Source organism: Geobacillus sp. TFV-3 (assembly GCF_009901865.1).
GTDB classification, from domain to species: Bacteria; Bacillota; Bacilli; order Bacillales; family Anoxybacillaceae; genus Geobacillus; species Geobacillus thermoleovorans_A.
The window spans coordinates 703306-730004 of sequence record NZ_MPSP01000001.1 but is presented as its reverse complement, the minus strand read 5'-3'; the positions used below and the strand labels follow the sequence as shown (position 1 = coordinate 730004).

The following is a 26699-nucleotide window of genomic DNA, read 5'->3' as shown; positions in this document are numbered from 1 at the left end:
GGAAACGACCCGGATCGTTTTTTTTTGCCAAGAGCCCGACGTTTTAGCCAGCAATAAGCAAAAGCGCCCGGAACAAGAGCGTTCCGGACGCCTAGGATTGTTTTTAGTCTTCCATCGTCGACAAATCGCCGGTCGGCAAGTTGAGCTCCCATGCTTTCAAGACGCGGCGCATAATTTTCCCGCTCCGCGTTTTCGGCAGTTTGTCGCGGAACTCGATCTCACGCGGCGCTGCATGAGCAGCGAGCCCTTTTTTCACAAATTGGCGGATGTCTTCTTTCAGTTCCTCGGACGGCTCGTACCCTTCGCGGAGCGCGATGAACGCTTTGATGATTTCTCCGCGCACCGGATCCGGCTTGCCGATGACGCCGGCTTCAGCAACGGCCGGATGCTCGACGAGCTTGCTTTCGACTTCAAACGGCCCGACGCGCTCGCCGGATGTGTTGATGACGTCGTCAACACGGCCTTGGAACCAGAAGTAGCCGTCTTCATCCATGTAGGCCGAATCGCCGGATACGTACCAGTCGCCGATAAAGTATGATTCATATTTTTGTGGGTTGTTCCAAATCGTTTTCATCATCGACGGCCAGCCTTTTTTGATGGCCAAGTTGCCCATCCGGTACGGCGGCAGGACGTTTCCTCGGTCGTCGATGATCGCCGCCTCGACGCCTGGAATCGGTTTCCCCATCGATCCCGGCTTGATTTCCATGCACGGGTAGTTGCAAATGAGATGCCCGCCTGTTTCCGTCATCCACCACGTATCATGGATGCGGCGGCCGAACACTTTCATCCCCCAGCGGATGACTTCAGGATTGAGCGGCTCGCCGACGCTCAAAATGTGGCGTAGAGAGCTTAAATCATATTTTTTCACCACTTCATCGCCTGCGCCCATCAACATGCGGAACGCCGTCGGCGCGCTGTACCAGACGGTGACGCCAAAATCTTGGATCGTTTGATACCAAGCGTCCGGGCTGAAGCGGCCGCCGACAATGACGCTTGACGCCCCGCACAGCCACGGGCCGAAAATGCCGTACGACGTCCCGGTCACCCACCCCGGGTCGGCCGTGCACCAGTAGATGTCATCCTCTTTTAAGTCAAGCACCCATTTCGCCGTTTGATAGTGCTGAATCATGGCGTTATGGACGTGCAGGACGCCTTTCGGCTTGCCGGTCGAACCGGACGTATAATGCAAAATCAGGCCGTCTTGGCGGTCGACCCATTCGATGTCGAAGCGCTTGCTTGCCTCATTCATCCGCTTTTTCAAGTCGATGTACGGCCCTTCCTCGACAATGCCGTCGCCGACCAAAAAGACGTACTTCAGCTCCGGCAAGTCGCCGACCGGCACGCGCGGCAGCAGTTCCGGCGTCGTCACGATCGCTTTCGCCCCGCTGTCTTCAAGGCGGTCGCGCACCGCTCCTTCCATGAACGCCTCAAACAGCGGTCCGACGATGGCGCCGGTTTTAATGATTCCAAGCACCGCAAAGTACAGTTCCGGAGAGCGCGGCATGAACACAAACACGCGGTCGCCTTTCTGAATGTCCGCCGCCTGTTTTAAGACGTTCGCCACCTTATTGGACATCTCTTTCATTTCTTTGAACGTATATTTCTCGTTCCGCGCCGCGTCGCGGTAATAAAGCGCCACTTTATTTTTACGGAACGACTCAGCATGGCGGTCGATCGCCTCATACGCCATGTTGACTCGGCCCGTTTCATGCCAGGAAAACTCTTTCTCCACTTCCGACCATTGAAACTGTTTATATGTTTCTTCGTAGTTTTTCAAATTGTAGTCCCCTTGTATAACAGGAAGCCGTTCTGTGTTCATTCTCCTAATCCCCCTTATGTAAGTGATTTCATTTCTAATTATAGTTGATTGAAAACTATTTCTCAATTTTTAAAATATTCCTCGCCCCCGCTTTTTTGAAATTTTTTTGAACCGCGCCAGCGGCGCCGTTTTTATGTATAATGGAAACAGAACGACCAATTTCAGGTGGTGGCCGAATGGAACATAAAAAAACGTATAACGCCAAAGAGCTGAAAACCCCGAAAGGAACGCTTCTCATCGAAGGGCCGGTGACGCCGGAAGCGTTGGCCAGCTACGAATTCCACCATGATCTCACTTCCTTCCGCCCGCCTGCCAAACAGCACAAAGCGTTGATCGAAATCGCCAAGCTGCCGGAAGGGCGGATCATCATCGCCCGCCGCGGCGAAGTGATCGTCGGGTATGTGACGTTTTTGTATCCCGATCCGCTTGAGCGTTGGTCGGAAGGGAACATGGAAAATTTGCTTGAGCTTGGCGCCATTGAAGTCATTCCCGAGTTTCGCGGGTTTGGCGTCGGAAAAAATTTGTTGATCGTCTCGATGATGGACGACGCTATGGAAGACTACATCATCATCACAACCGAATATTACTGGCATTGGGATCTCAAAGGCACTGGGCTGAACGTATGGGAGTACCGAAAAGTGATGGAAAAAATGATGAACGCCGGGGGGCTCGTCTGGTATGCGACCGATGACCCGGAAATTTGCTCGCATCCGGCGAACTGCTTGATGGTCCGCATCGGCAAACGGGTCGACGCCGAATCGATTCAACGGTTCGACCGGCTTCGGTTTATGAACCGCTATATGTACTAACGGAAATTCTCGGCTGTCCGGGCATTTGCGCCCGCCTTGCCGATTGCGGGCGGCGCAAATGAAATGCCACGCACAAAGGGGAGAGGAGAACGATGCTTGTCGAACAAGTGATGAAATCGCCAGTGGTGACGCTCCGTCCCACGAATACGATCGCCGAAGCGCTGCAGCTGCTAAGACAGCACCGCATCCGCCATCTGCCGGTCGTGGACGAGGAAGGACGCCTTGTGGGGCTCGTGACAAACCAAGATTTGCGCGAAGCAAGCCCCTCCATTTTCCGCCTTCACGAACAGTGGGAAGACTTGGAGAAACCAGTCGGGGACGTGATGAAAACGGACGTCATCGTTGGCCATCCGCTCGATTTTGTCGAGGAGGTGGCGGCGCTCTTTTACGAGCACCGAATCGGCTGCCTGCCGATCGTCAACCATGGGAAGCTCGTCGGCATCATCACGCAAACCGATTTGCTCCGCACCTTCATTGAGCTGACCGGCGTTCACCAGCCAGGGTCGCAAATCGAAATCAAAGTGCCGAACGAGGCCGGCATGTTAAGCAAAGCGGCGGCCATCATCAGTGAGCGCCATGTGAACATCGCCAGCGTCCTTTTGTATCCGGACCCAGATCCGAATTATAAAATTTTAGTCTTCCGCGTGCAGACGATGAATCCGCTTCCGTTGATCCGCGATTTGCAAAACGCCGGCTATCGCGTGCTATGGCCGAACTTGCCGGGGGTTACGTCATGAGCCGAAACTGCGCATTCGTCTATAGCGAGCAATTTCTTCAGTACAAATTTCATGACGCCCATCCGTTCAACCAGCTCCGGGTGAAGCTGACGTATGACTTGCTCTGCACGATCGGCGCGCTGGAAGACCGCCATATCGTCGCCCCGCGCATGGCGACCGATGACGAGCTGGCGCTCATTCACGACCGCTCCTACATCGAGGCGGTGAAAGCGGCCGGGCACGGCGAGCTGTCCGAAGCGGCGGCGCAAAACTACGGCCTTGGCACCGAAGACACGCCGGTGTTTCCGAACATGCATGAAGCAAGCGCTCTTTTGGTCGGCAGCACGCTCACCGCCGTCGACGCGGTTCTTTCCGGAGCAGCCGAGCATGCGCTCAACTTGGGCGGCGGTCTGCACCACGGCTTCCGCGGCAAGGCATCCGGCTTTTGCGTCTACAATGACAGCGCGGTCGCCATTCAATACATCCGGGAGAAATACGGACTGCGCGTGTTGTACGTCGACACGGACGCCCACCACGGCGACGGGGTGCAATGGGCGTTCTACGACGATCCGAACGTCTGCACGTTTTCCATTCATGAAACGGGGCGCTATTTGTTTCCTGGTACGGGAAACGTCAACGAGCGCGGCTTAGGCGCGGGCTACGGCTATTCGTTCAACATTCCCGTTGATGCGTTCACGGAAGACGAATCATGGATCGCCGCCTATACGACCGCGCTCCGAGAGATCGCCGACTTTTTCCGCCCGGACGTCATCGTGACGCAAAACGGCGTCGACGCCCACTATTACGACCCGCTCACCCATTTGTCGGTGACGATGAAAACGTACCGCGCCATTCCGAAGCTCGCGCACGAAATCGCGCATGAATATTGCAACGGACGCTGGATCGCCGTCGGCGGCGGCGGATATGACATCTGGCGCGTCGTGCCGCGGGCGTGGGCGCTCCTTTGGCTCGAGATGACGGGACAAGCCGATGTGTCCGGCCCGCTGCCGGATGAGTGGCGACAACGATGGCAACCGCTTTCACCGGTCGCCTTGCCGCTCGAATGGGACGACCCAGACAACTTGTATCCCCCGATCCCGCGCAAGGCGGAAATCAGCGAAAAAAACGCGCAGACGGTGGAAAAGGCGTTGTATTTCATTCGCAGCCAACGCCGGGCGGGGACTTGATTTTTTCTCCATTTACAGAAAACAGTGGATTTCTACACCCTGTTTTCCTAGTCCACTTCCGTTTTCATTGAAAAATGGGCCGACTGCAGGGCGATTGCAGCCGTCAAAAAAGAAATGGAGCAAAGCAAGCAAGAAGCTGGCCCCATGTTGAGGCCAGCTTTTTTCATTTCGTCGACTCGCGCACCTCCAGCCGATGCGGCAAGACGACGATATGGTTGTCCACTTGTTCTTTGTTCATATACTTGGTCAAGAGCCGCATCGCCACCGCGCCGATGTCATACATTGGCTGCACGACAGTGGTCAGCCGCGGCCGCACCATCGTCGCCAGCCTTGTGTTGTCAAAGCCAACGACTTCCAACTCATCCGGCACGCGCACCCCGTGGTCTTGAGCGCTATGGATGATGCCGAGCGCCATTTCGTCCGTCCCGGCAAACACCGCCGTCGGCCGCGCAGCGAGCTCGGCGATTTTCTCGTACGCTTCCAAACCAGAGTCGTACGAGTTGTCGCCCTCAATGACGAGTTCTTCTTCATACGGCGCGCCGTGTTCCTCAAGCGCGCGGCGGTACCCGGCGAGTTTCCGCTGGTTGATCGGGTCGTCAGTCGGACCAGTCACATAGACAATGCGGCGGTTTCCTTTTTCCAGCAAATACGTCACGGCTTCAAACGCCGCCTGCTCATAGTCGATGTTGACCGATGGAATCTCCTCCGGCCCGGTTGTGGCCGCAAGCACGATCGGCACCGACGACTTTTGAAATTCAGCGACGTGTTCCTCGGTGATCGTCCCGCCCATAAACAACAGGCCGTCCACCTGCTTGGCGAGCATCGTATTGAGCAAATGCAATTCTTTTTCTTTGTTTTGGTCGGAGTTGCTCAAAATGATGTTGTACTTGTACATCGTAGCGATGTCTTCAATGCCGCGCGCGAGTTCGGCGAAGAAAATGCTTGAGATGTCCGGAATGATCACCCCGACCGTCGTCGTTTTTTTGCTGGCGAGCCCCCGCGCCACGGCGTTCGGGCGGTAGCCGAGCCGTTCGATGGCCTCAAGTACTTTTTTTCTCGTCGACGGTTTGACGTTCGGGTTGCCGTTGACAACGCGCGAGACGGTCGCCATCGAGACGTTCGCCTCCCGCGCCACATCATAAATCGTTACCGTCATTTTGTTTCACTCCTTTTCGCTCGATCCAATCACCAGTCAAATTCCGAATGTATGTACAACTATCATATGATACATTATCGCCAACTCGCAACGAAATCGCAACCATTTTGCCGGTTTGTTCACAAACCGTTCACGGGTAGTTTGCCCCAACACTCGCCAGCTCATCAAAAAATCCCCTCGGGCAACAACCGAGGGGATCGTCTTAAGCCTGAACAAACTGACGTTGGAACGCGCGCACTTCTTCCATAAACTCGTTGAATTGGGCGATGTCCATTTGCTGGGCGGAATCGGACAAGGCGACGGCCGGATCCGGATGCACTTCGGCCATGACGCCGTCGGCGCCGATCGCCAAGGCCGCTTTGGCGCACGGGATGAGCAGATCGCGCCGCCCTGTTGAGTGGGTGACATCGACGAACACTGGCAAGTGCGTCTCTTTCTTTAAGATCGGCACGGCGGAAATGTCGAGCGTGTTGCGCGTCGCCCGCTCGTACGTGCGGATGCCGCGCTCGCATAAAATGATCTGCCCGTTTCCTTGCGACATAATGTACTCAGCGGCATTGATGAATTCTTCAATCGTCGCCGCCAAGCCGCGCTTCAGCAAAATCGGCTTGTTCACTTGGCCGGCTGCCTTGAGCAGCTCAAAGTTTTGCATGTTGCGCGCACCGATTTGGATGACGTCAATATAGTCCAAGGCGATTTCAATGTCCGCCGGCGTGACGATTTCACTGATGACCGCCAAATCAAACTCATCGGCGATCCGTTTCAAAATTTTCAGTCCTTCCACGCCGAGCCCTTGGAAATCGTACGGCGACGTGCGCGGTTTGTAGGCGCCGCCGCGCAGCAGCTTGATCCCCTGTTTTTTCACGGCCTCCGCCACCGCAGCGACTTGTTCATAGCTTTCCACCGCGCACGGGCCCATGACGAAATATTGGTTGCCGTCGCCGATTCGCTCGCCTTTCACTTCGACAATCGTGTTTTCCGGATGCTTTTTCCGCGAAACAAGGAGCGCCTTCCGGTGGTCATCTTCCTGCAATTCAAGCGCGGCCTTGAAAATTTCCTTGAAAATATGCTGCAGCGTCGACGTTTCAAACGGTCCGTCGTTATGCTCGGAAATGAGATCCAACATTTTCCTCTCGCGCACCGGGTCGTAGCGGTGCGTCCCTTGCGCTTCTTTAATTTTTCCGATCTCCTGAACGAGCCGTCCCCGTTCATTGATCAGTTTCAACAGCTGCAAGTTGATCTCATCGACTCGCGCCCGCAGTTCATCTAATCTCTCATTGCTCATGCTTTTCTCATCCTTTCGCCAAGTGTGGTGCATTGTTTTCGCCGCTTGCCGGCAAGCGTCTCCCCCGTCTTGGAGAGCGAAGTCGTTTAATTAGTGTTTATTATAATCGATGGAGCTATCGTTGTCACGAAAAATTTGCTTTTTTGATTAAACGCTTTTAAGCGATAAAGCGATAATGGATGAGAAAACGCCCGCGGCTGCGGGCGGATGATCAAGCAACAACCGCATGCGTTTCGAGCGCCTCGTACGTAATGCTCCAATGGGACGCGTGCCAGACGACGCGGCCGTTTTCAAACAGCAGCACTTGCGGCGACTCGTGTTTCACCCCGGTCGTTTCGGCGATATAGGTGGAGAGCGGCCGCGCCTCTTGGACGTACAGGCAATACACCGCCAGCTCCGGATGGTCTGCGGCGAATTTCTCGCATTCGCCAAACGCCGCTCGGCTGATCGGGCAGGTGAGGCTATGCTTGACGAACAAAAAACGTTCCGTTTCCTTCATGACGCGCTCAAACTGTTCGATCGTCTCCAGCTTCTCCATTCCCATCATCCTCACTCCGTTTCTTTCCGATGAGATATGGTTTCCTCAGCATCATCAAGCGCCGCTTCCGCCTCCTCCAGCAGCTTTTGCAGCGTTTCCCGGTCGGCTGGCCCGGCGGATGGCGGAATCGAAATCGTCGCCTCTTTGGCTTCCTCTCCATCGTTTTCCCCGCCAGCTGGCGCCGTCGTAGATTTCAACGGAATGAAGCCGGCGATTTCCTTCGTTTTCTCTTTCGCCGTTTCCAACCATTCGACAGCCGTTGTTTTCACCGGCTCCCACGTTTCATCGTTGCTCCACTCGGCCAGCCATTTCCGCCCTTTTTCGCTCGTCAAAAACAACGCCGCGGCCGCGCCGGCGATGCCGCCGACCATCGCTCCAAGCAGAAAGCTCCCATTATTTTTTCCCATTGACGACAACCTCCTTCGCAGAGTGATTTCTTCTCCATTTTTCCCATCCTTCCCGAAAAACATTGGCCCAATGAAACCATTTTCTCCACTTTGTTTTTCCTACATTCGTCGCACCAAGCAGTGCGGTCGCTGTCTGACGAATGGCCCTGTTGATCGTTCTCACGGCGTCTCCCGTTTCACCGACCGCTTCCACAACTCCTGTCAACGCCTCTACCTTTTTTTGCACATCATGTACAATGCCATTGGCCGTGTGAAGAAGTTGCTGAATCTCCCCGGATAATCGTTGCACTTGTTCATCCGTATGGCCAATGGCCTCCGACAGGCGGCGGAGCGTCTCTTGCAAGACAACGAGCGTTTTGGCTATGTAAATCACCAATAATAAAAAGGAAAGCGCCACAATGGCAACGCTCACATACAACACCCATTCCACCCGATCTCCCTCCCTTTTTCTCTACGCGTCTTCTATTCTTTAACCTGTTTTTGTTCTATTGAAACAGTAAAAACGGGCCATCTTCATCACAGCCCGTTCCCTGTCGGCCTTCAGGCGGAAAGAACAGCCCGTTCGTACGCTTGCTGAAACTTTTGAATGTCGCCCGCACCCATGAACACCAACACCGCGTCTTGATGCTGCTTCAACACGGCTACGTTTTGTTCCTCGAGCAGCTGGGAACGCGGAATTTGCGCCTGCAAATCACGGATCGTCAGCTTCCCCTCATGTTCACGCGCCGAGCCGAAAATGTCGCACAAATACACATGGTCCGCCTGCCGCAAACTTTCAGCGAACTCGCGCAAAAACGTCTGCGTCCGTGTATACGTATGCGGCTGAAAAATCGCCACTACTTCGCGACCTGGATATTTTTGCCTTGCCGCCTCCAATGTCGCCGTAATTTCGCGTGGATGATGCGCGTAATCATCGATGAGCACTTGGCGCCCGACCGTTTTCTCGCTGAAGCGGCGCTTCACGCCTTGGAATGTTTGCAGCCGCTGGGCGATCGTGCCCGCATCCACCCCTTCATAGTGGCAGAGGGCGACGACGGCCATAGCATTCAACACGTTATGAGCGCCAAAGCGCGGAATGGAAAACGAGGCAAAAAATGTGTTGCGCACGAACACATCAAACGCCATCCCTTCCGTCGTCTTGACGATGTTGCGCGCCTGAAAATCGTTTTCTTCGCCGAATCCATAAAACAAAATCGGCACTTTCGCCTGAATGTTCGGCAAATACGGATCATCCCCGCAGGCGACGATCGCTTTTTTCACTTGATTCGCCATTTGCTGGAAAGCGGAAAATACATCATCGACATTGGCAAAATAATCCGGGTGATCAAAGTCAATATTTGTCATGATCGCATAATCTGGAAAGTAGGAAAGGAAGTGCCGTCGGTATTCGCACGCTTCAAACACAAAATATTTGCTCCCCGGCTCTCCTTTTCCCGTGCCGTCTCCGATCAAATAGGACGTTGGATGGGCTCCTTGCATCACATGGGCAAGCAGCCCGGTCGTCGTCGTCTTTCCATGCGAACCGGTCACCGCGATGCTCGTAAACTTGCCTGCCAGCTGGCCTAAAAAGCGATGGTAACGAATGACAGGCACACCAAGCTGACGGGCTGCCTCGATTTCCTCATGCGTATCCGGAAATGCGTTGCCAGCAATGACCGTATAACCTGGGCGAATATTGTCTTTCGAAAAAGGCAGCACCGGGATTCCCCGCTCTTCAAGCGCCTTTTGCGTGAAAAACCATTTTTCTACATCCGACCCTTGCACCGTATAGCCAAGGTCATGAAGCACTTGCGCGAGCGCGCTCATCCCCGTGCCTTTAATGCCTACAAAATGGTAAGCTGTCATCGTTAAGCCCTCCAACCATCGTCTCTCTGTAAGACAGTATATGATATCCATCTCGTTTTGCCATTTCTCTCATTGCAGTGCACCATCCATTTCATTTCCTCATTATAGCACGTGAGGAGGGAAAACACTACCGCCCTCAGCTGTTCTGCTCGCGCCAGCGCTCCCACTCGTCCTCGCTCATCAACACATCGCGCGGTTTGCTGCCGCGCGCTTCCGAGATCAGCCCTCGCTCCTCCATCATCTCGATCAACCGGGCGGCGCGATTGTAGCCGATGCGGAAATGACGCTGCAGGCTCGATGTCGACGCTCCTCCTTGGGCGATGACAAACCGGCACGCCTCCTCGAACAGTTCGTCATCCTCGCCGCCCATCGAGACCGTTTGCCGAAAATCGTCTGGATCAAACAAATAGGATGGAGCTTGTCGTGATTTCACGTGCGCTGCCACCCGCTCGATTTCCTCATCGGAAATAAAGCAGCCTTGCAGCCGCACCGGCTTGGCCGAACCATTTTCCAAAAACAGCATATCGCCGCGCCCAAGCAGCCGCTCAGCCCCATTCACATCTAAAATGGTGCGCGAATCGACTTGGGAGGAGACGGAAAACGCGATGCGCGTCGGAATGTTCGCCTTGATCAACCCGGTGAGAACATCGACGGACGGCCGCTGCGTCGCGATCAATAAATGGATGCCGCACGCCCGCGCCTTTTGCGCCAGCCGGCAAATCGATTCTTCGACATCGGCCGGGGCGGCCATCATCAGGTCGGCGAGCTCGTCAATGACGATGACGATGTACGGCAGCGGCGGTTCACTGCTCCCGTGTGCACGAAGATGATCGTTATATTTTTCGATATCGCGCACGCCAGCGTGGACAAACTGTTCATACCGCCGTTCCATTTCGCCGACCGCCCACTTGAGCGCCCCCGCCGCCGCCTTCGCCTCGGTGATCACCGGGCTGAGCAAATGCGGCAGCCCGTTGTACGGCGCCAGTTCGACCATTTTTGGATCAATGAGCAGCCATTTCACTTCGTGCGGCGCTGCTTTATACAACATGCTGACGAGCATCGCGTTCATGCAGACGCTTTTTCCCGACCCGGTCGCCCCAGCGATCAGCCCGTGGGGCATTTTTCGGATGTCGGTCACCACCGGCGCTCCGCTGATGTCAAGCCCTAGCGCCACGGTAAGCGGCGATGGGCTTTTGCGAAACGCTTCGCTTTCTAAAATTTCCCTTAGGCGCACTGGACGGCTCGTTCGGTTCGGCACTTCAATGCCGATCGTCCGTTTTCCCGGGATCGGCGCTTCCATGCGAATATCTTTCGCCGCCAGGCTGAGTTTGATATCATCTATCAAGCTTGTAATCTTGCTCACTTTCACTCCTAAATCCGGCTGCACTTCAAACCGCGTCACCGTCGGTCCTTGCGTCGCCCCGACGACTTTGGCGCCGATATGGAAGCTCGCGAACGTTCGGTCCAAACGCTGGCATTGGTCGCGAAGCCACTGCTCATCGCGTTCGGCCGCTTTCTCGGGCGGTTCCAGAAGCGCCAATGGCGGCATCACGCAGCCGTTTGATCGATTCGCCGCTTTTTCTTCCAGTTTGCGCCAATCTTGCTTGAACATGATCACATTATACGGGATGCGCGTTCGTTCGCGGCGGGAAGCCTCCTCCCGGCCGGCCTGCGCCGCCGAGTGACGGATTTCGCGATCCGGAGTCGTCTCCCACCGTTCTGTCGAAGCAACGCTTTCTCCGTCTCCATTCCTCATCTGTGCCGACGCCTCTCGTCCTCCGCTCTCCAAGCCGCCGTCTGTCTCGTGCGGCGCGCGTTCGTTGCCCCGTTCATCCAACTCCTGCCCTTTCTTTTCATCCGCCTCGGCATCCCTTTCTTCCTGCCCTGCCGCCGGCGCCAGCCCATCTTTTCCTTCCGTCTCCACAACAGCCGCGGACATCGCTCCACTCGCGTCATCATCTTCTTCGCTCCATGCCTCTGTCCGCTTGGCCAAAGACTCTTCTTCTTTTGGCGGTTCAGCCGCCCCGTTTTCCGTGTCTTCTCGCACGTCTCGCCATGTCGCTTCACAATGGACGGCCTCTTCCCGAACCGCCTCATCGCTTCGATTCTTCACACCCCCCGCACCGGCGAGCTCCATTTCATCCGCTCGTTGCCGCTGTTTTCCCCGATTCCGATCATATCCAAAAACTGGGGATGGCACATCGGACGGGCGGAACGGTCGTTTTTCCGCCATTTCCCTTGAAACGCCAGCCGACGGACGCTGACTCGGCAGCGGCCCGGATTCCTCGCTTTTCGTCCGCCTCGGCTTTTCCCGATTGTCACCCGGCTGGTCATCCGGAATCAACGGAAAGCGGAAGCGGCCTTGCGGATATTGGTAAATGACATTCCCCGCGCCGCGTTCGGGCATGCCGGTCGACAGTGGGGAATTCGTTCGCTGTTCGTTCCCTTCCTCTTCCGCCTCGCTCGTGAGAAACCGAAGCCATCGTTTCCAAAATTTCATCCATCACTTCACTTCTTTCTTTGCCTTCGTTGTCGGAAAAAAACGCCACTGGCGTCGTTCCAGTGACGAAAAAAACAGGCGGAATCCATCTGCACCGCCCGTCGGAACGTCAAAACACGAACGGCTGGCCGACCTTATACTCATCGGACAGCACCAAAATGCCTTTCTCCTGCGGGGCGTTTGGCAGCCCAAGCTCGCGGGCCGAGCAAATCATGCCGGATGACCGGACGCCGCGCAGCTCGCTTTCTTGAATGACGAGGCCGTTTGGCATCACGGCGCCGATTTTGGCGACGACGACTTTTTGCCCTTCGGCGACGTTCGGCGCTCCGCAGACGATTTGCAACACCTCATCGCCGACATCCACCTGGCAGACGCTCAATTTATCGGCGTTCGGATGCTTCGTTTTCTCTTTCACATATCCGACGACAAACTTGGGCGACAAGTCCGCTTCGATTCGTTCGTCAAAACTGTTTTTCGCCAAGATGTCGTTGATGACGCCGACGAGCTCCTCATTCACTTTGAGCGGACCGCTGCCGGAAAACGGATAGTACGAAGACGCGGAAAAAATGTTATAGCCGACCGTCTCGCCCGTCCGTTCGGACATGATGCGGACGACATCGCCTTGTCTGACAAACGTCCGTTCCTCATCCGCCGCTGGTTTCAGCGACACGAGCAGCACGTCGCCGACCCCTTCTCGGTTGTAAAACACGTTCATCGCTCTCTTCCTCCTTGCTGCTACGTTTTCCGTTTTTTTCCTAAAATGAAAATCGGTTCAAGTTTCCCGTTTTCGTATAAAAACGACAGCGCCGTGATCGGTACGCGGCCGCCGGCAAAAAAGCTCATCGTCATTTGCGCGAGCACGTCATAGCCGATGTCGTTGCGCACATCAGCGATAACAAGCACATCTTGATGCGGAACAGCGACGGCCATCGTTCCTTCCACGCGCGCCCGCATGTCCGCCAAAAACGATTCGTTTAAAATGCGGCTCGCATCATACCCGTCATTTGTGTTCACAAAATAAAACACGTTGTCCGCCACCCGGTCCTCTTTCACCGGCGTCGGCAGCGACCGAACGTTGAAACGGGCGATTTCCTTCACCCGCTCGCGGCTCCATTTGTCTTTCTCCAGCATGCGCTCATCAATTAAGCGATACGTTTTGCCTAGATCAAGCGCATAGTAAATGCGCGTTTCGGCTGTATGATCATCAAACAGCAACGGAACGCCTCCTTTTGTCTCCGTCGGAAACGACGCCGAGCGAATGACGGGATAAATGTTCCGCTCGTTTCCGGAAAGCGCCGCGTCTTCCTCCATCGTTTTCAACGTTTCCTCCACATAATAAACAACTTCGCGCACCGCTTCGTCTTTTTGTTCGTGCCATTTCGCGATCACGCTAGGCAACAAGATCGTCACGCCTTTTTTCGTGCGGCGGTCTTCGACGCGCATCGCGTCTTGCTTGGCGTCAAAGCGAAACGTCCAGTGCGGGTGGGCGACGAGACACTCTTTAATCTTCTCATACATTTGCCGGCTGTTCATCGTTTTCCTCCTTGCTCTGCCGACGCCCTTGCCTTCCCTTTCACACCTTTTGGCGGGTGCTGGTTCAAGAGCGAATCCGGCTCCAAAAATGCCCTACGATGCTCATGCGGCGTTTTTCATAGAACGTTTGGCGCTGCCTCTGCCGCTTTGCCAGCCGTTCCTTATTTATCATACCTTGAACGACCCATTTTGACAAAAAAATTCATATTGGCCGGCCAAAAGCTCGACGATGTGGGAAAACATCGCCGATCGGTCGACGCGCCCGTTCGTCAATACGCCGACCGCGCCTTCTTTTCGCCGAACGTTCCTCCGCCCGGTGTACGCTTCCATCACGTCGCCGAGCTCTCGCCCCGCCTCGATGCCGGCGCCGACATCAGGCGGCAACACGAGGCGTGCGCCGGCGGCGGCCACCACCACACCGTTTCGGTCGGCGAGCGCTCCCCAGTTGCACAGCCACCATCGCCCGTCGATCTTCATCACGCCGCCTTCCAATCCGATGCCGATGTCCGCCTCCGCCGCTTCGAGCGCCCGTTTGGCGCGCCGGATGGCGCCAAGCCGCGTCTCTTCATCGGACAGCGGCTGCGCGGAAACGCCTGATGGCACCTCAAGCGATACAATGCGGTATTCCCTTTCCCCCAACACCGCCCGAACGGCGGCGACTTTCGCTTCGTTGTTCGTTCCAACCGCAACGGTTTTCATCCAGTGCCCTCCTTGTCATGGAAAAGGAGAAGCGCTCGCTTCTCCTCAGCTGTTTTGGCGAATCGTCTCGACCGTCGTCCGATCGCACCGTTTGATGAGCTCAACGATGAGCTGTTTGGCCGCCGCGTAATCGTCGACATGAATGATCGACGCATGCGTATGAGTGTAGCGGGCGCAAACGCCGATCACCGCCGACGGCACGCCGCGGTTGGCGATATGAACCCGTCCGGCATCGGTTCCGCCTCCTGGGGAAACGAAAAACTGGTACGGGACGCCGATCGTTTCCGCCGTATCAAGCACAAATTCGCGCATGCCGCGGTGCGTAATCATCGTCCGGTCGTACAAGCGGATGAGCGCCCCTTTGCCGATATGGCCGAACGCCTGCTTGTCGCCGGACATGTCGTTGGCCGGGCTTGCTTCCAGAGCGAAAAAGATGTCCGGGTTGATCATCGAAGCCGCCGTCTGCGCCCCGCGCAGCCCGACCTCTTCCTGCACGGTCGCGCCGGCGTACAAGACGTTCGGCACCGTCTCGCCGTTCAGCTCTTTTAACAGCTCGATCGCCAACCCGCAGCCAAACCGATTGTCCCACGCTTTGGCCATCACGGTTTTTCCGTTGGCCAACACCGTGAACGGGCTGACCGGCACGATCGGCTGGCCGGGGCGAATGCCGACTCGTTCGGCATCTTCACGGTTTTCCGCTCCGATGTCAATCAACATGTTTTGAATCTCCATTGGTTTCTTGCGCTGCTCCTCATCGAGCAAGTGCGGCGGAATCGACCCGATCACGCCAATGACCGGCCCGCCGTCCGTCATAATCTGCACGCGCTGGGCGACGAGCACCTGATCCCACCAGCCTCCTAGCGGCTGGAAACGAATCATGCCGTGGTCGGTGATCGCTGTCACCATAAATCCGACTTCATCCATATGGCCGGCGACCATCACCGTCGGGCCCGCCTCATCGCCGCGTTTGACGCCGAAAATACTTCCGAGGCGGTCTTGCACAATGTCATCAGCGTATTTCGCGAACTCTTGGCGCATAAACTGCCGCACCGGATGTTCATAACCCGGTGCGCCTGGAAGCTCGGTCAACGTTTGGAATAATTGCAGCGTGTCCTCATTCATCACAAGTCTCCCTTTCTATGTTCGATTTCACCGTTCTGTTTCTTTCCGTCCTTCTTACATGTTCCGCCAAAATCGGCTATACTAAACCGTATCAAAGCGAGAAGGAGGAAAGAAACATGGCTTGGAAACAGTGGCTCGCCGCCGCCGTCGGTGCGGCCGTCGTCTATGCCATCCGCTCCGCTTCCAAACCGGCGCTCCTTGCCCCGGAACAAGCGCTGGCCATGGCCAAACGCGCGCTTGACGGCCAGGGGGGCATCCGCGGTTCTTGGATTCAATCCGCCCCGGAGCGGTACGAGAAAGACGGGTTGACGTACACCGTGTACCGCGGCGGCGTCTGTTGCGACGATGGAGACAGCGAGTTTTTCGTGAACGCCTGCACCGGCGCCATCATCGAGATCAGGCCGTTATAGCGCAGGCCGCTCCCGCTTCACGGCGGCGGCCATCGTCCCATCCTCCCGCCATTTGACCGCCCGGTAATAGGCGTCGTGATAAAACGTAAACCACGCGTTTCTTTCTATGCCGTAAGGGAGCCATCGCTGTTTGGCAAAAATCGAATCCATCGGGTAATCGTCGTACGCCATCACCCATAGGACGTTTTGATGGGCGTGCGTGCCAAGCAAATCGCCAAGGTGAATGGCCATCTCCCCGTCTGATTCGATGAGCACGATCGCATGCCCGGCGCTATGCCCGCCGGTATGGACGAGGCGGATGCCAGGAACGACTTCCGTTTCCTTTGTAAACGGAACGACTTGATCCGCGATCGGCTCCCAATTTTCTTTCCAATACGTATTGCGCGAGCGGATGTTCGGATTTCGCATTTCCTCCCACTCGACATCCGACACGATGACCTTGGCGCGCGGAAACGCCGGCGCAAGCCGTCCGTCTTTCCAAACGGTCAATCCGCACGCATGGTCAAAATGCAAGTGGGTCATGAGGACAATGTCGATGTCGCGCCGCGTCAGCCCGAGCTCGGCGAGCGATTCATCGAGCGCCGATTCTTCCGTGACGCCGAAGTTGCGCTTTTGCTTGTCGGTCAGCTTGCCATTGCCGATGCCGGATTCAATGAGCAGCCTTGCGCCGCCGGTCTCGACCAAAATCGGATCGGTGCGCAGCTCGATTTGATTGTTGTCATTCGGCGGATATTTCTTGGACCAAAGCGGTTTCGGCACAACGCCGAACATCGCTCCGCCGTCCAGATGGGTGACGCCGCCCCGAAGCCATGTCAAGGTGACTTGTCCAATTCGCAACTGTTCCATTTCCATCTCCCCCTCCACTAGTGTACCATTTTCTCCATCAACCGGAAATAGAAAAAGACCCGACCGAAACGGTTCGGGCCTATGGCGACCGCCGCGGCGGACGCACCGCCTCGCAGCGGTAAATGCGGTTGCCTTTGGCGGAAAATTTTTCTTCATACTCCGTCATCACATTGTCTGCGATGCCGCTTTGATGCAAGTCGAGCTGGACCGATGCGAGCACAAACCCATATTGCGACAAACTGACAAGCGAGTATTCAAAAAACGATGGATTGTCCGTTTTCAAATGGATGTCTCCGTCTTCCGCCAAAATGCGGTCATAGAGCGCCAAAAAGCTCCGATGCGTCAGCCGCCGCTTTTCGTGCCGCTTTTTCGGCCATGGGTCGGAAAAGTTCAAATAAATACGCGACACTTCTCCGTCAGCAAAAAACGCGGTGAGATCTTTCGCGTTGGCGTTCAACAGCTTGACGTTCGAGAGGTCGCTTTCGATCAGTTTGTCAAGCGCCGACACCAGCACACTTGGGTACAGCTCGATGCCGATAAAATTAACATCCGAATGGAGACGCCCCATTTCGGTGATAAATTTCCCTTTCCCCGTCCCAATCTCAACATGGATCGGCCGGTCGTTGCCAAACAGTTCGCGCCATCGCCCGCGCTTTGTTTCGGGATCGGGGATGACATATTGCGGATAGGCGGCGATTTTGTCTTTCGCCCACGGTTTGTTGCGCAAACGCATATCGACACCTCTGCCTTGTTTCCGTTTGTCGGTTTGACGATACCATACTTGCAACGAAGAAGCAACAGCGGAAAAACGCCCGGGCTTGAACGCTCTCCTGCTCACCCTCACACTCGGAACCGAGGGTCTTCTCGGTTTGAAAGTCATAACCCCGGCTCGATCCGGGCATGATAAAACCGTACAGCTTTGCGAAAGGATGGTGACCAGCATGCCGCTCGACTACAACCATCAATTGACCGTGCTCCGCGACATTTTATCCGAACATCAGCTCGATTGCTGCGGGACGGTGTCTGAATGCGAACAAATTGAACGACTTGTCAAGTCGCTGCTCGCCAATGATGAGGTGAATAGCCAAGTCAAGCAAATTCTCCCACATATTTACGCTTACGGCCAAGGCGGGAAATACAGCGCTGACTTAAACGCCCATATTTCCGCTCACCAAAGCCAGCTCGCCGATTGGGTGAACGAGCTGGCTTGACCCTCCCCGCTTTCACGCTCCCAACACGTCTTCCCGGCCAAAGACGATGATCGGGACACCAACGGCCGCCGGTTGAGCACCGCCGGCGTTTCGCCCCTTTCGACAGAAGCGGGGCAGGCCGTTGTCAGGGCTCGGTGATGACCCGTTCCAATAACCGAAGCGACTGCTCCTTTTCTTTTTGGCCGTCCTTCCCTTTCGGCCAAAACAACGAGTGCAGCGTATGAGCGATCGTATACCACTTTAGGCGGAGGGCAAGCTCTTCGCTCCATGCCCATCCGTACTGGTCGAGCCACGCCTTCCATTCGTCGCGCGGAATGTACAGATGAAGCAGCATGCCGATGTCGATCGCCGGATCGGCGATCACCGCCCCGTCCCAATCGATCAAGTACAACGTCCCATCGTCGGCAAGCAGCCAATTGTTATGATTGATGTCACAGTGGCAGACAACGTGCTCGTCATCCGGCAATGACGAAACATGCTGTTCAAGCCAGTCAAGCGCGTGACAGACGACAGAACCGCCGGCTGGATGGCGCCGCTGTTGCTCAGCGAGCAGAGCGAGCATCTTCTTCGCGCGCAGCGGAGATTTGCCAAGCCGCTTCAGCATCGTCACAAGCTCCTTGGAGCGATGGATTTTCCGCAAAAGTGCCGCTACTTGCTCGCTTCCCATCTCCCACGGCTTCAGCTCCCGGCCGTTCAGCCATTGCTGGGCTGTAAATACATCGCCATTTTCGAGCCGCTTCGTCCATACAAGCTTTGGGACGATGCCCTCGGCCGACAATACAGCAAGAAACGGAGAAGAATTCCGCTTTAAAAACAATTTCTTCCCTTCATATTCAGCAAAATACGCATCCCCTGTAGCGCCGCCAGCGGGAGTGATCTCCCACTCCTTACCTAGTAACTGTTCCAAGCGTGTTCACCTGCGACTTAAAAATAGAAACGTCTCCGTTTGCTTCTCGCGCCCAAATAAAAAGGACGGCCAGGCCGCGTCCTTCCTCCGTCCATTTTACTTGTATTATACTGAAATACCGCTTGGGCATGCAAACATTTTTCTCAGCAAACGCCTTGCTTAAAACTGCCAAAGCGGAAGCGCACCGCGGCTCCCACTCCGGTCGACCGCCCTTTCCCGTTTCGTCTCAACGGAGGCATGTTTCATCAGAGTGATAACTATCGCTCCTCTGCAAGCCTTGAGACGATTCCGGCACGCTGTCTGAGCGATTCCCCCGCAGGCTGGACGAGCACCCATGTGCCGATGCCGTCAAGCTCAAGCCTGCCGCGCACTCGGCGAAACGGCGCCGTTCCGCTCCGCTGCCCGTCGCATACGATGTCCCATTCCCGTTCGTCTGGAAGGTGGATCTCCTCTTGTTTTTCTTCATTATGATGAATGACCATGATTTCATCCCATGGCCCATATGCGGCGACATCATGCAATCGGTAGGCGATGACCGACGGCGGAAGCGGCTCAAGAAACGTCAAGTGGCGCAGCACTTCCGCTTCCGTCGCGAGGCGAAATGCGCCATGCGCGCGGCGAAGGGCGATCAATCCTTGAACGTAGCGGACGTCGTCTTCATAGCGGCTTTTCCGCCCCCAATCCAGCTGATTGACTGCATCCGGCGACCGATAGCTGTTTCCATCGCCGCCTTTCGTCCGATAAAACTCTTGGCCGCTGTGCAAAAACGGAATGCCTTGCGCCAACAGAACGATCGCTGTCGCCAGTTTTTGCCGCTTCCGCCGGAGCCATTCCGGCTCATCATTGTTGGCCGCCTCCATCTTATCCCAAAATGTATGGTTGTCATGGCATTCGACGTAATTGATCGACTGACCCGGGTGGCAAAACAGCCCGCCGAGCGCCCGCAAGCTCCCGGCAATAGCGAGCTTCACCTGTTCTCGCCCGCTTGAGTTGCCGAGGGCGAACCCACGGTCCGGCAAATGAAAGGTGCTCCCTTTCACGGCATCGCGAAACCGGTCATTGAAATAAGCGAAGCGCGGCAGCTGCTTGGCGTTGTCCATCGTCGCCTTTTGTTCCGGTGGAAGGGACGTCGGCAAATCCCAACCTTCCCCATACACAAGGATCGACGGATCGATGGCGTCGAGGGCATCGCGCACCGCCTTCATCGTCTCGATATCGTGCACGCCCATCAAATCAAAACGGAACCCGTCAATGCCGTATTCTTTCGCCCAAAACACAACCGAATCGACGATCCAGCGGCGCGCCATCCGCCGCTCCGAAGCGATGTCGTTGCCGACGCCGGTGCCGTTGGCCGGCTGGCCATAGGCGTCGTAGCGGAAGTAATAGCCGGGAACAAGCTTCTCAAGCGGCGATTGCTCGCGGTCGTAGACATGGTTGTAGACCGCATCCATCACGACGCGCAGTCCGCTTTCATGCAGCGTGTGGATCGCCTGCTTCAATTCTACAATGCGTGCGTATGGATCCGCTGGATCGGTCGCATAGCTCCCTTCCGGCGCATATAGATGAAGGGGATTGTATCCCCAATTGTAAGCCGCTTGTGGGTCGCGCTCATCGACGCCCGCAAAGTCCATAAACGGCATGAGTTGCACATGGGTGACGCCAAGCTCTTGGACATACGAAAGCCCGGTGGCTGTCCCGTTCGGCCCGCGCGTATCCTTTTCGGCCAATCCGAGATACTTCCCTTTATGGACGGCGCCGCTGTCCGGGTGGTTCGTAAAGTCGCGGATGCTCAGTTCATAAATGATGGCATCCATCGGCGAACAGAGCGGCGGAAGCGGCGAAGCGGGCGGCGTCAGCTTCGTTTTCTCCCAGTCGATCACGACGCCGAACTCGCCATTGATCGAAACAGCAGTCGCATACGGGTCCACCGCCTCGCGCCATACGCGGTTGATGCAAGCGATATACGTGTAACGCGCCCGCTCCCAATCGCCAGGGACGGCCGCTGACCATACGCCGCGCTCGCTGCGCTCAAGCGGCACGCAATGAACCTCGCCGAGATGCGGATGAACAAGCTTGACGTTGACCGCGGCGGCGGTCGGCGCCCATACGCGAAACACCGTCTGTTCTTTGGAATACTCCACTCCTAACGGCCCATCATAGAAAAACCGATCATCAAATGCAGGAGTGCGCACAACGGCGCCGATTTGAACATCAGTCTCCTCCCCACGGCAAGAACGCACCCAGTATGTCGCTCCAAACTGGAACGCCGATTCGAATCGGCACACATATTTCACCGTCTCCCCGAAATCCTCGACGTGCTGCACGGAAAGCGGAATCTCCTCGCCGCTCGGCGCCACGAGCGTAAATGGCGCCATCCCATCAAGGAGGAGCGATTTCGGCGCAAGCACAGCGATTTGGTTCATCTCGTCCAAATAGGCGGCAAACGTTCGGCTGATGTGAAGCATGTGCGTTCACCCCTTTTTTTCTTCCGTTAATACCATCATATGTAAAAGAAAAAGGGCGGTGCCAACTCATCGGCCGGTCGCCCTATCGATGCACAGATGTTTCTATTGTTGCCCTTCCTCGCCGCTCATATTCCCGTCATTGCGGCGGTCGTAAAAGCTGGCGCAATGGCGAAGCAGCGCCTCAGCCGCTTTCAGCTGCCCGTGCCGAAGCGGGAGAGCTGAGCGGCGCAGGCGGGAAAACCACTCGTCATAATTTCGCTTATCAATATAGCGGATAAACGGAAAAAGGCCGCCGCTGTCAATGTAGCCGGAGCGGTTTAACAGCACGAGATGGATCGGCCAATCGAGCCCATGCTTGCGAAAAATCTCCGAAACGATCTGTTCCGTCCGCCGCAGCGACACGACTGGGTTGACCAGCCTCGTTTCGTTCGTTCCAGCCCGTTCCACCCAAAACCGGTCGGTTGACGCCATGACGATGTTGTCCGGACTTCCTTCGACGAAGGCAATGCACCAGAGCGCAGATGGCGTCAACATCATCGTCTCCAGCTCCACGGGCGCCTTGCCGACCATCGCGACCGGCCGGTAAAAGCATAAATGCGTATCCGGAAACCGCTGCAAAAAATATTTCAACGTCTCATCGCTATACACGTTCTCATCGAAAGAGGAAACGTACATCATCGTCGAACTCGCCCATTTCAGCTGCAACTCGAACAACTCATCCAAAAACTGCTGTTTCAATTCCTCCAGAGTAGCCGCCGGACGGGCCATCGGTGCAAGAGAAAACGTCTCTTCTTCCGTAAGAGCGGCACGGCGGCGCCATCGTTTCGTCAGCCGCTCCCACCATGACGGTTTGTCAAGCCAAACATCCCACGTCTCGCCCGTTTCAAGCCATCCGCTCGCCTCAGCCGTCCGTTCGGCTTGCCACCGCGCTTTTGCCTGTTCCCATTGCCGTTTCTTCAGCCGGATGAATTCCGGCGCATAATAGTACACATCGGTTTCGTAGCGGGAAATGCAATCCATGAGTTTAACGAGCTGACCCATTGTTTCACCTGCTATTTCCGGCTATTCATCGGCGCGCCAAGCAACGGGAACACGGCGATCGCTTCGTACTTCGGCGTCCTTTCCATATTCGTCCGATACAGCACGATCTCAGGCACCGAAAACACCGCCTTGGCCGCGGCAAGCGAACGGAGGCGATCCGGGTGAAACGGTTCGGCTCCTTGCCATTTGCGGGCGATCGTAATATGAGGGGCAAACGGCCGACGGTCTAGGGAAAACCCAAGCCTTGTGCACGCCTCATATACATCGCGCCGCAGCGCATGCAACATGTCTTCCGTTTCGACTCCTTGCCAAAAAACGCGAGGCGCCGTCCGCTCGCCGAACGTCCCAAGACCAGCAAGCACGAGGGGAAACGGAGCGCAGCGGGCGGCAGTGGCGGCCATCGCTTCGCACAGCGGCGCCATTTTTTCCGGCGGCACATCGCCTAAAAACGCGAGGGTGATATGATAATCCTCTTCATGCACCCATGTGCGAAACGGCAGCGACGGCGCGGCATCGCTCGAAAAACGGGCGATGGCTTGTTTCGCTTCGGCTGTCAGCGGAACGGCGATGAAATAATGATTCCGTTTCATCCTTTCTCACCTGCCGATTTGGTCGTTTTTTCTAGTTTTCCCAGCCAAATGAGCACGAACACTCCAACGATGGTGCAAGCGCCAAAAAACACGTAGACAGCACCGATCTGCCAACGATCAAACAAATATCCGCCCACCAACGTGCAAAACCACGCGCCAAGTCCGCTGCTCGTCGCCGATTGACACTCCACACGGCAAGCCGTGGGATTCTTGGGTCGTTCGCGTCCTCATCCCTTTCAGGTTCGGACCACGCCCAAGTTCAGGGGTGTGTCATCACCCCGTCCCATCGGGTTAAAGTGTACTCCAATGGGCGGCGCACCTGTGACCAGTGCGCTAGGTTAGGCGGCGAAGCCCGAAATCGCTTTGGCGATGTTGATCGCGCCATTCAGATCGGCATGAATCGTATATCCGCATTTTTTGCATTGAAAGTGGATGCCGTTTCGGTTTCCTTTATCTCGATAGCCACAACGACAAGTTTGGCTCGTATAGGTCGGATTCACCCACTCCACCCGAATCCCTGCCATTTCGGCTTTATAGGCAATCATCGTTTGCAATTGATGAAACGCCCACGAATGAAGGCTTCGCCCTGCTTCTTTGGCCGATTTTGCCCGCTTCCGAATCCCCGTCAAATCTTCCATCCGAATCACGCCAACACCGTTGGCGAGGGCAAAACGGACGATTTGACGGCTGATTTGATGGTTCATATCTTTCATCCAGCGGGACTCCTTGTCCCCGATTTTCCGAATCATATGGAGCTTCTTGGCTTTTCCGAATCTCCTTCGCAAAGCCGCGTATCGTCGGCGTATGAAGGCGCATTGGTTCCCTCTGAAGAACAACGATTTGGTTCCAACACTCGCAACAGCGATATATCGTAGCCCTAGATCAACGCCCATTACCTTGGTTTCTTCCCGTTGTTGGACGTCAAATGTGATCGCGACAGCCAAGTACCATTTCGTTTTCTTTTTATAGAGTGTAGCTGTTCCTTGTTTGGCAGTCCCGTCTATGATTCGATCAAGCCATGTTTGTTGATAGGGACGCACGACAACGGGTACGCCTATTTTTTTCTCCAATGTTGGAAAAGCAGCCGTGTAGAAATCCCCCTTCTTTTCTATTTTTAAGTTTTGGTTGTTGAAGCAACACCATCGTTTTTGAAACGTCTTTGCCTTTTGTTTTTTCTTTTGGGATTTTACTTCTCGAATCGTCTGATTCACGATGGCAGAAGGAAATCGTTGTGACGAAAACTCCTTAAAAATTTTGCTCGTCGCTTGATTCAGCTCGGGATGATTCAACAGCCAATTCGCAAACGCTGTATTCACTTCTGTCATCCGTTCATACATGTCTTGTTTGACTTTCGTTGGTTTGTACAGTTCTAACCTTAGTGTGATCGTGGGCATGAATTCACCCCCTTTTTCTTTGGAGATTCCACATGCAACGCGCTTCATCCCACCCCTAAAGGAGTGGGCGCGCGGGATTTCTGTAAAAAATGACCGCAAAGGCGAAATGATCGGCCAGCCATCCGACAACCAACACCGCCGCAGCAAAGCCAAGCGACCCCCAAAGACGGATCGCTCCGTAGTTTCCGCCATGGTCGCGCACTTGATGAAGGGCGATGCTGTCGGAGAGCGGAACGATGGCGCTTTGCACCGCCGAAAGCAGCACGGTCAAAACGACGAACATCCGGTAGCTTCCGGCCAGCGAATAAAGAAACCCAAACAGCGCTGTCAACACGAGCGCCATCGTCAACAGCCCGACCGGTTTGCGTGTATAATCCGTCGCCATGCCCCAAAGCGGCTGGGCGGCCATCGTCACAATCGGAGTGATCGACATGATCCAGCCGATCGCCACCCCCGGCAAATGCGCCTCTTCTTGCAAATAGACGGACAAGAGCGGAAACAAGGCGCCAAACGCGAAAAAGATCAAAAAATAAAAGAGCGGAAACACCGTTTTTCGCACCGATGCTTCCCGTTTTAAAGCCGCTTCCATCCTGTCCTCCCCTTTCGTTCCCAAATCGCCGCGCGCCCCTCAGCGCCTTTTTCTTTCTTTCGCCTCTCTTTTTTCCTTTAGGCGGCGGGCGGCCTATTTCGCCAGCTCGTAAATCGCCTGCGCGTAAATGGCCGTTGCTTTCACCAAATCGTCAATTTCGATATACTCATCTTTCTGGTGGGCGACATCCGGGCGGCCGGGGAACAGCGCGCCAAACGCCACCCCGGCGGTCAAGGCGCGGGCGTACGTGCCGCCGCCGATGGCCAACAGCCGGGCCGGCTCGCCTGTCTGCTCTTCGTAGACGCGCTGAAGCGTGCGGACAAGCTCGTGGTTCGGGTCGATATAATGAGGCTTCGTATCGCTGAACCGGCTGAGCGCGAATCCATGTTCAGCCGCGGCGCCAGCGAGCGTCCGGTGGATCGCGTCGCCGTCGGCCGTCACCGGATAGCGGATGTTCAGCCCAATCGTTCCGCCATGCCGCCGGTTATACGACAGCACCCCCACGTTGACGGTCAAGTCGCCGCTTTGTTCGTCGCGATACGCAAGGCCGAGCTCCTGACCGCGGGTGTCAGAAAACGAAGAAGCGAGAAATTGTACGAACGGCCGGCTTTGGCCATCGAGCGGAAGCGACGCCAAAAACTGCGCCAAATAGACGCCGGCGTTTTTGCCGCGCTCCGGCTCGGCGCCATGAGCGGACACCCCTTCCAATTGAAAGACGACAGCCCCTTCGCTTTGCCTGATGCCCCCCTTTACGCCGCGCTCGCGGCAAAACTGTTCATAGAGGACAAGCAGCTCCTCCGTCGGTTCCGCTCCTTCCACCACCGCTTCGGCCGCATCCGGCACCATATTGTAGCGGCGCCCGGCTTGGAATGAGGCAAGCACGGACCCTTCCGCCTCGGCCGATTCAGGCGGACGGTACGACAAATCGGCGTCAATGATTCCTTTTTCCGCATGAATGATCGGGAAATCAGCATCCGGCGCAAATCCGACATCCGGCATTTCTTCATGGCGAAAATAGTGCTCTACACACCGCCAATCGCTCTCCTCATCGCCCCCGATGATGAGCCGCACCCGCTTGCCGATCGGCAGCCCGAGGTCACGGATGATTTTCATCGCGTAAAACGCGGCCATCGTCGGCCCTTTGTCATCGATCGCACCGCGCCCGTAAATGCGGCCATTGCGCACATCAGCGGCAAACGGATCCATCGTCCAGCCGTCCCCGGGCGGCACGACGTCGATATGGCCGAGCACACCGACAAGTTTCTCCCCATGCCCCATTTCGATATGCCCAGCAAACCCGTCCACATTTTTGACGCGAAACCCTTCCTCCCGGCCGCGGTGAAGCATATGCTCAAGCGCCTGAGCCACCTTGGGCCCAAACGGCGCCCCCGGCTGCGCCTGCTCATCATCGCGGACGCTCGGAATGCGGACAAGCGCTTGCACGTCGCGGATCAAATCGTCTTTCCGCTTCTTTGCTTCTTTCATCCAGTCGATGTTCAACGCCATTCTTCCTTTCCTTATTCAACACTCTTTGTTGCCAACGTATCATATCAAAAACAGGAAGTCAAAATGTTTCATTCGTTGCAAATCCATTTCCGTTTCATGACAAAATGTTGAAATTTTTCGTGAA

25 protein-coding genes and 1 pseudogene are annotated in these 26699 nt (G+C 55.8%); 5 read left to right on the top strand and 21 right to left on the bottom strand.

Going from position 1 to position 26699, the window contains the following annotated elements; all coding sequences use genetic code 11:
• Positions 1-103 precede the first annotated feature (103 nt).
• Positions 104-1819 (bottom strand): acetate--CoA ligase, encoded by a 1716-nt coding sequence (acsA, locus tag BJQ97_RS03700; protein WP_160155552.1) that lies wholly within the window; start codon positions 1817-1819, stop codon positions 104-106.
• A 176-nt stretch (positions 1820-1995) separates the two neighbouring features.
• Here acsA and BJQ97_RS03695 point away from each other — a divergent pair, with 176 nt between their 5' ends.
• The 3 genes from BJQ97_RS03695 to BJQ97_RS03685 all read left to right on the top strand — a co-directional run bounded on the left by BJQ97_RS03695 (position 1996) and on the right by BJQ97_RS03685 (position 4531).
• Positions 1996-2628 (top strand): GNAT family N-acetyltransferase, encoded by a 633-nt coding sequence (locus tag BJQ97_RS03695; RefSeq protein ID WP_011232281.1) that lies wholly within the window; start codon positions 1996-1998, stop codon positions 2626-2628.
• A 92-nt stretch (positions 2629-2720) separates the two neighbouring features.
• Positions 2721-3365, top strand: coding sequence for an acetoin utilization AcuB family protein (locus BJQ97_RS03690; RefSeq protein ID WP_160155551.1), 645 nt, complete (start codon positions 2721-2723; stop codon positions 3363-3365).
• A complete protein-coding gene (locus BJQ97_RS03685; RefSeq protein WP_160155550.1) occupies positions 3362-4531 on the top strand; it encodes an acetoin utilization protein AcuC in 1170 nt (389 codons plus the stop codon). Before BJQ97_RS03690 ends, BJQ97_RS03685 begins: the two co-directional genes overlap by 4 nt.
• A 163-nt stretch (positions 4532-4694) precedes the next feature.
• Here the strand turns inward: BJQ97_RS03685 and ccpA are convergent, their stop codons facing one another.
• The 11 genes from ccpA to BJQ97_RS03630 form a co-directional block, all read right to left on the bottom strand.
• Positions 4695-5687, bottom strand: coding sequence for a catabolite control protein A (gene ccpA, locus BJQ97_RS03680; protein WP_160155549.1), 993 nt, complete (start codon positions 5685-5687; stop codon positions 4695-4697).
• 202 nt (positions 5688-5889) lie between these two features.
• Entirely contained in the window at positions 5890-6972 is a 1083-nt protein-coding gene (locus BJQ97_RS03675; protein WP_011232285.1) for a bifunctional 3-deoxy-7-phosphoheptulonate synthase/chorismate mutase, read from the bottom strand.
• Positions 6973-7183: 211 nt separating this feature from the next.
• Positions 7184-7516, bottom strand: a complete 333-nt coding sequence (ytxJ, locus tag BJQ97_RS03670; protein WP_160155548.1) for a bacillithiol system redox-active protein YtxJ — start codon at positions 7514-7516, stop codon at positions 7184-7186.
• 5 nt (positions 7517-7521) lie between these two features.
• Entirely contained in the window at positions 7522-7917 is a 396-nt protein-coding gene (locus tag BJQ97_RS03665) for a YtxH domain-containing protein (protein WP_160155547.1), read from the bottom strand.
• On the bottom strand, positions 7904-8347 hold the full coding sequence (locus BJQ97_RS03660) for a DUF948 domain-containing protein (RefSeq protein ID WP_160155546.1): 444 nt from the start codon (positions 8345-8347) through the stop codon (positions 7904-7906). Before BJQ97_RS03660 ends, BJQ97_RS03665 begins: the two co-directional genes overlap by 14 nt.
• 110 nt (positions 8348-8457) lie before the next feature.
• Positions 8458-9762: a UDP-N-acetylmuramate--L-alanine ligase gene (gene murC / locus BJQ97_RS03655; protein WP_160155545.1), complete on the bottom strand. Its 1305-nt coding sequence runs from the start codon at positions 9760-9762 to the stop codon at positions 8458-8460.
• Between the two features lie 136 nt (positions 9763-9898).
• Positions 9899-12262 carry a DNA translocase FtsK gene (locus BJQ97_RS03650; protein WP_160155544.1) on the bottom strand — a complete coding sequence of 788 codons (2364 nt, stop codon included), beginning with the start codon at positions 12260-12262 and terminating at the stop codon, positions 9899-9901.
• A 109-nt stretch (positions 12263-12371) separates the two neighbouring features.
• Positions 12372-12977 carry a YtpR family tRNA-binding protein gene (gene ytpR, locus BJQ97_RS03645; protein ID WP_160155543.1) on the bottom strand — a complete coding sequence of 202 codons (606 nt, stop codon included), beginning with the start codon at positions 12975-12977 and terminating at the stop codon, positions 12372-12374.
• A 20-nt stretch (positions 12978-12997) separates the two neighbouring features.
• A complete protein-coding gene (locus BJQ97_RS03640) occupies positions 12998-13795 on the bottom strand; it encodes a DUF1444 domain-containing protein (RefSeq protein ID WP_160155542.1) in 798 nt (265 codons plus the stop codon).
• A gap of 168 nt (positions 13796-13963) precedes the next feature.
• Positions 13964-14494 carry a DUF84 family protein gene (locus BJQ97_RS03635; protein WP_160155541.1) on the bottom strand — a complete coding sequence of 177 codons (531 nt, stop codon included), beginning with the start codon at positions 14492-14494 and terminating at the stop codon, positions 13964-13966.
• 45 nt (positions 14495-14539) lie between these two features.
• Positions 14540-15616: a M42 family metallopeptidase gene (locus BJQ97_RS03630; protein ID WP_160155540.1), complete on the bottom strand. Its 1077-nt coding sequence runs from the start codon at positions 15614-15616 to the stop codon at positions 14540-14542.
• 116 nt (positions 15617-15732) lie between these two features.
• On the opposite strand from BJQ97_RS03630, the gene BJQ97_RS03625 reads away from it, so the two are divergent.
• A complete protein-coding gene (locus BJQ97_RS03625) occupies positions 15733-16026 on the top strand; it encodes a PepSY domain-containing protein (RefSeq protein ID WP_160155539.1) in 294 nt (97 codons plus the stop codon).
• On the opposite strand, the gene BJQ97_RS03620 is transcribed toward BJQ97_RS03625, so the two are convergent.
• The gene (locus BJQ97_RS03620) at positions 16021-16872 is read right to left on the bottom strand and encodes a YtnP family quorum-quenching lactonase (RefSeq protein ID WP_160155538.1); all 852 of its coding nucleotides are present in this window, start codon (positions 16870-16872) and stop codon (positions 16021-16023) included. The genes BJQ97_RS03625 and BJQ97_RS03620 overlap by 6 nt on opposite strands.
• A gap of 79 nt (positions 16873-16951) precedes the next feature.
• The gene (trmB, locus tag BJQ97_RS03615; RefSeq protein ID WP_160155537.1) at positions 16952-17605 is read right to left on the bottom strand and encodes a tRNA (guanosine(46)-N7)-methyltransferase TrmB; all 654 of its coding nucleotides are present in this window, start codon (positions 17603-17605) and stop codon (positions 16952-16954) included.
• Between the two features lie 208 nt (positions 17606-17813).
• Here trmB and BJQ97_RS03610 point away from each other — a divergent pair, with 208 nt between their 5' ends.
• Positions 17814-18083, top strand: coding sequence for a YtzH-like family protein (locus BJQ97_RS03610; RefSeq protein WP_044730537.1), 270 nt, complete (start codon positions 17814-17816; stop codon positions 18081-18083).
• 124 nt (positions 18084-18207) lie between these two features.
• On the opposite strand, the gene BJQ97_RS03605 is transcribed toward BJQ97_RS03610, so the two are convergent.
• The 7 genes and pseudogenes from BJQ97_RS03605 to pepV form a co-directional block, all read right to left on the bottom strand.
• The gene (locus tag BJQ97_RS03605) at positions 18208-18990 is read right to left on the bottom strand and encodes a phosphotransferase family protein (protein WP_160155536.1); all 783 of its coding nucleotides are present in this window, start codon (positions 18988-18990) and stop codon (positions 18208-18210) included.
• A gap of 257 nt (positions 18991-19247) precedes the next feature.
• On the bottom strand, positions 19248-21455 hold the full coding sequence (gene pulA / locus BJQ97_RS03600; protein ID WP_160155535.1) for a type I pullulanase: 2208 nt from the start codon (positions 21453-21455) through the stop codon (positions 19248-19250).
• A gap of 102 nt (positions 21456-21557) precedes the next feature.
• Positions 21558-22496, bottom strand: coding sequence for an NERD domain-containing protein (locus BJQ97_RS03595; protein WP_160155534.1), 939 nt, complete (start codon positions 22494-22496; stop codon positions 21558-21560).
• 11 nt (positions 22497-22507) lie between these two features.
• Positions 22508-23086: an RNA 2',3'-cyclic phosphodiesterase gene (gene thpR / locus BJQ97_RS03590; protein ID WP_160155533.1), complete on the bottom strand. Its 579-nt coding sequence runs from the start codon at positions 23084-23086 to the stop codon at positions 22508-22510.
• 338 nt (positions 23087-23424) lie between these two features.
• On the bottom strand, positions 23425-24480 hold the full coding sequence (locus BJQ97_RS03580; protein WP_160155532.1) for an RNA-guided endonuclease TnpB family protein: 1056 nt from the start codon (positions 24478-24480) through the stop codon (positions 23425-23427).
• Positions 24481-24562: 82 nt separating this feature from the next.
• Positions 24563-25069, bottom strand: a pseudogene (locus BJQ97_RS03575) (MFS transporter); the annotation flags it as partial.
• Between the two features lie 93 nt (positions 25070-25162).
• Entirely contained in the window at positions 25163-26575 is a 1413-nt protein-coding gene (gene pepV / locus BJQ97_RS03570) for a dipeptidase PepV (RefSeq protein WP_160155531.1), read from the bottom strand.
• Positions 26576-26699 lie beyond the last annotated feature (124 nt).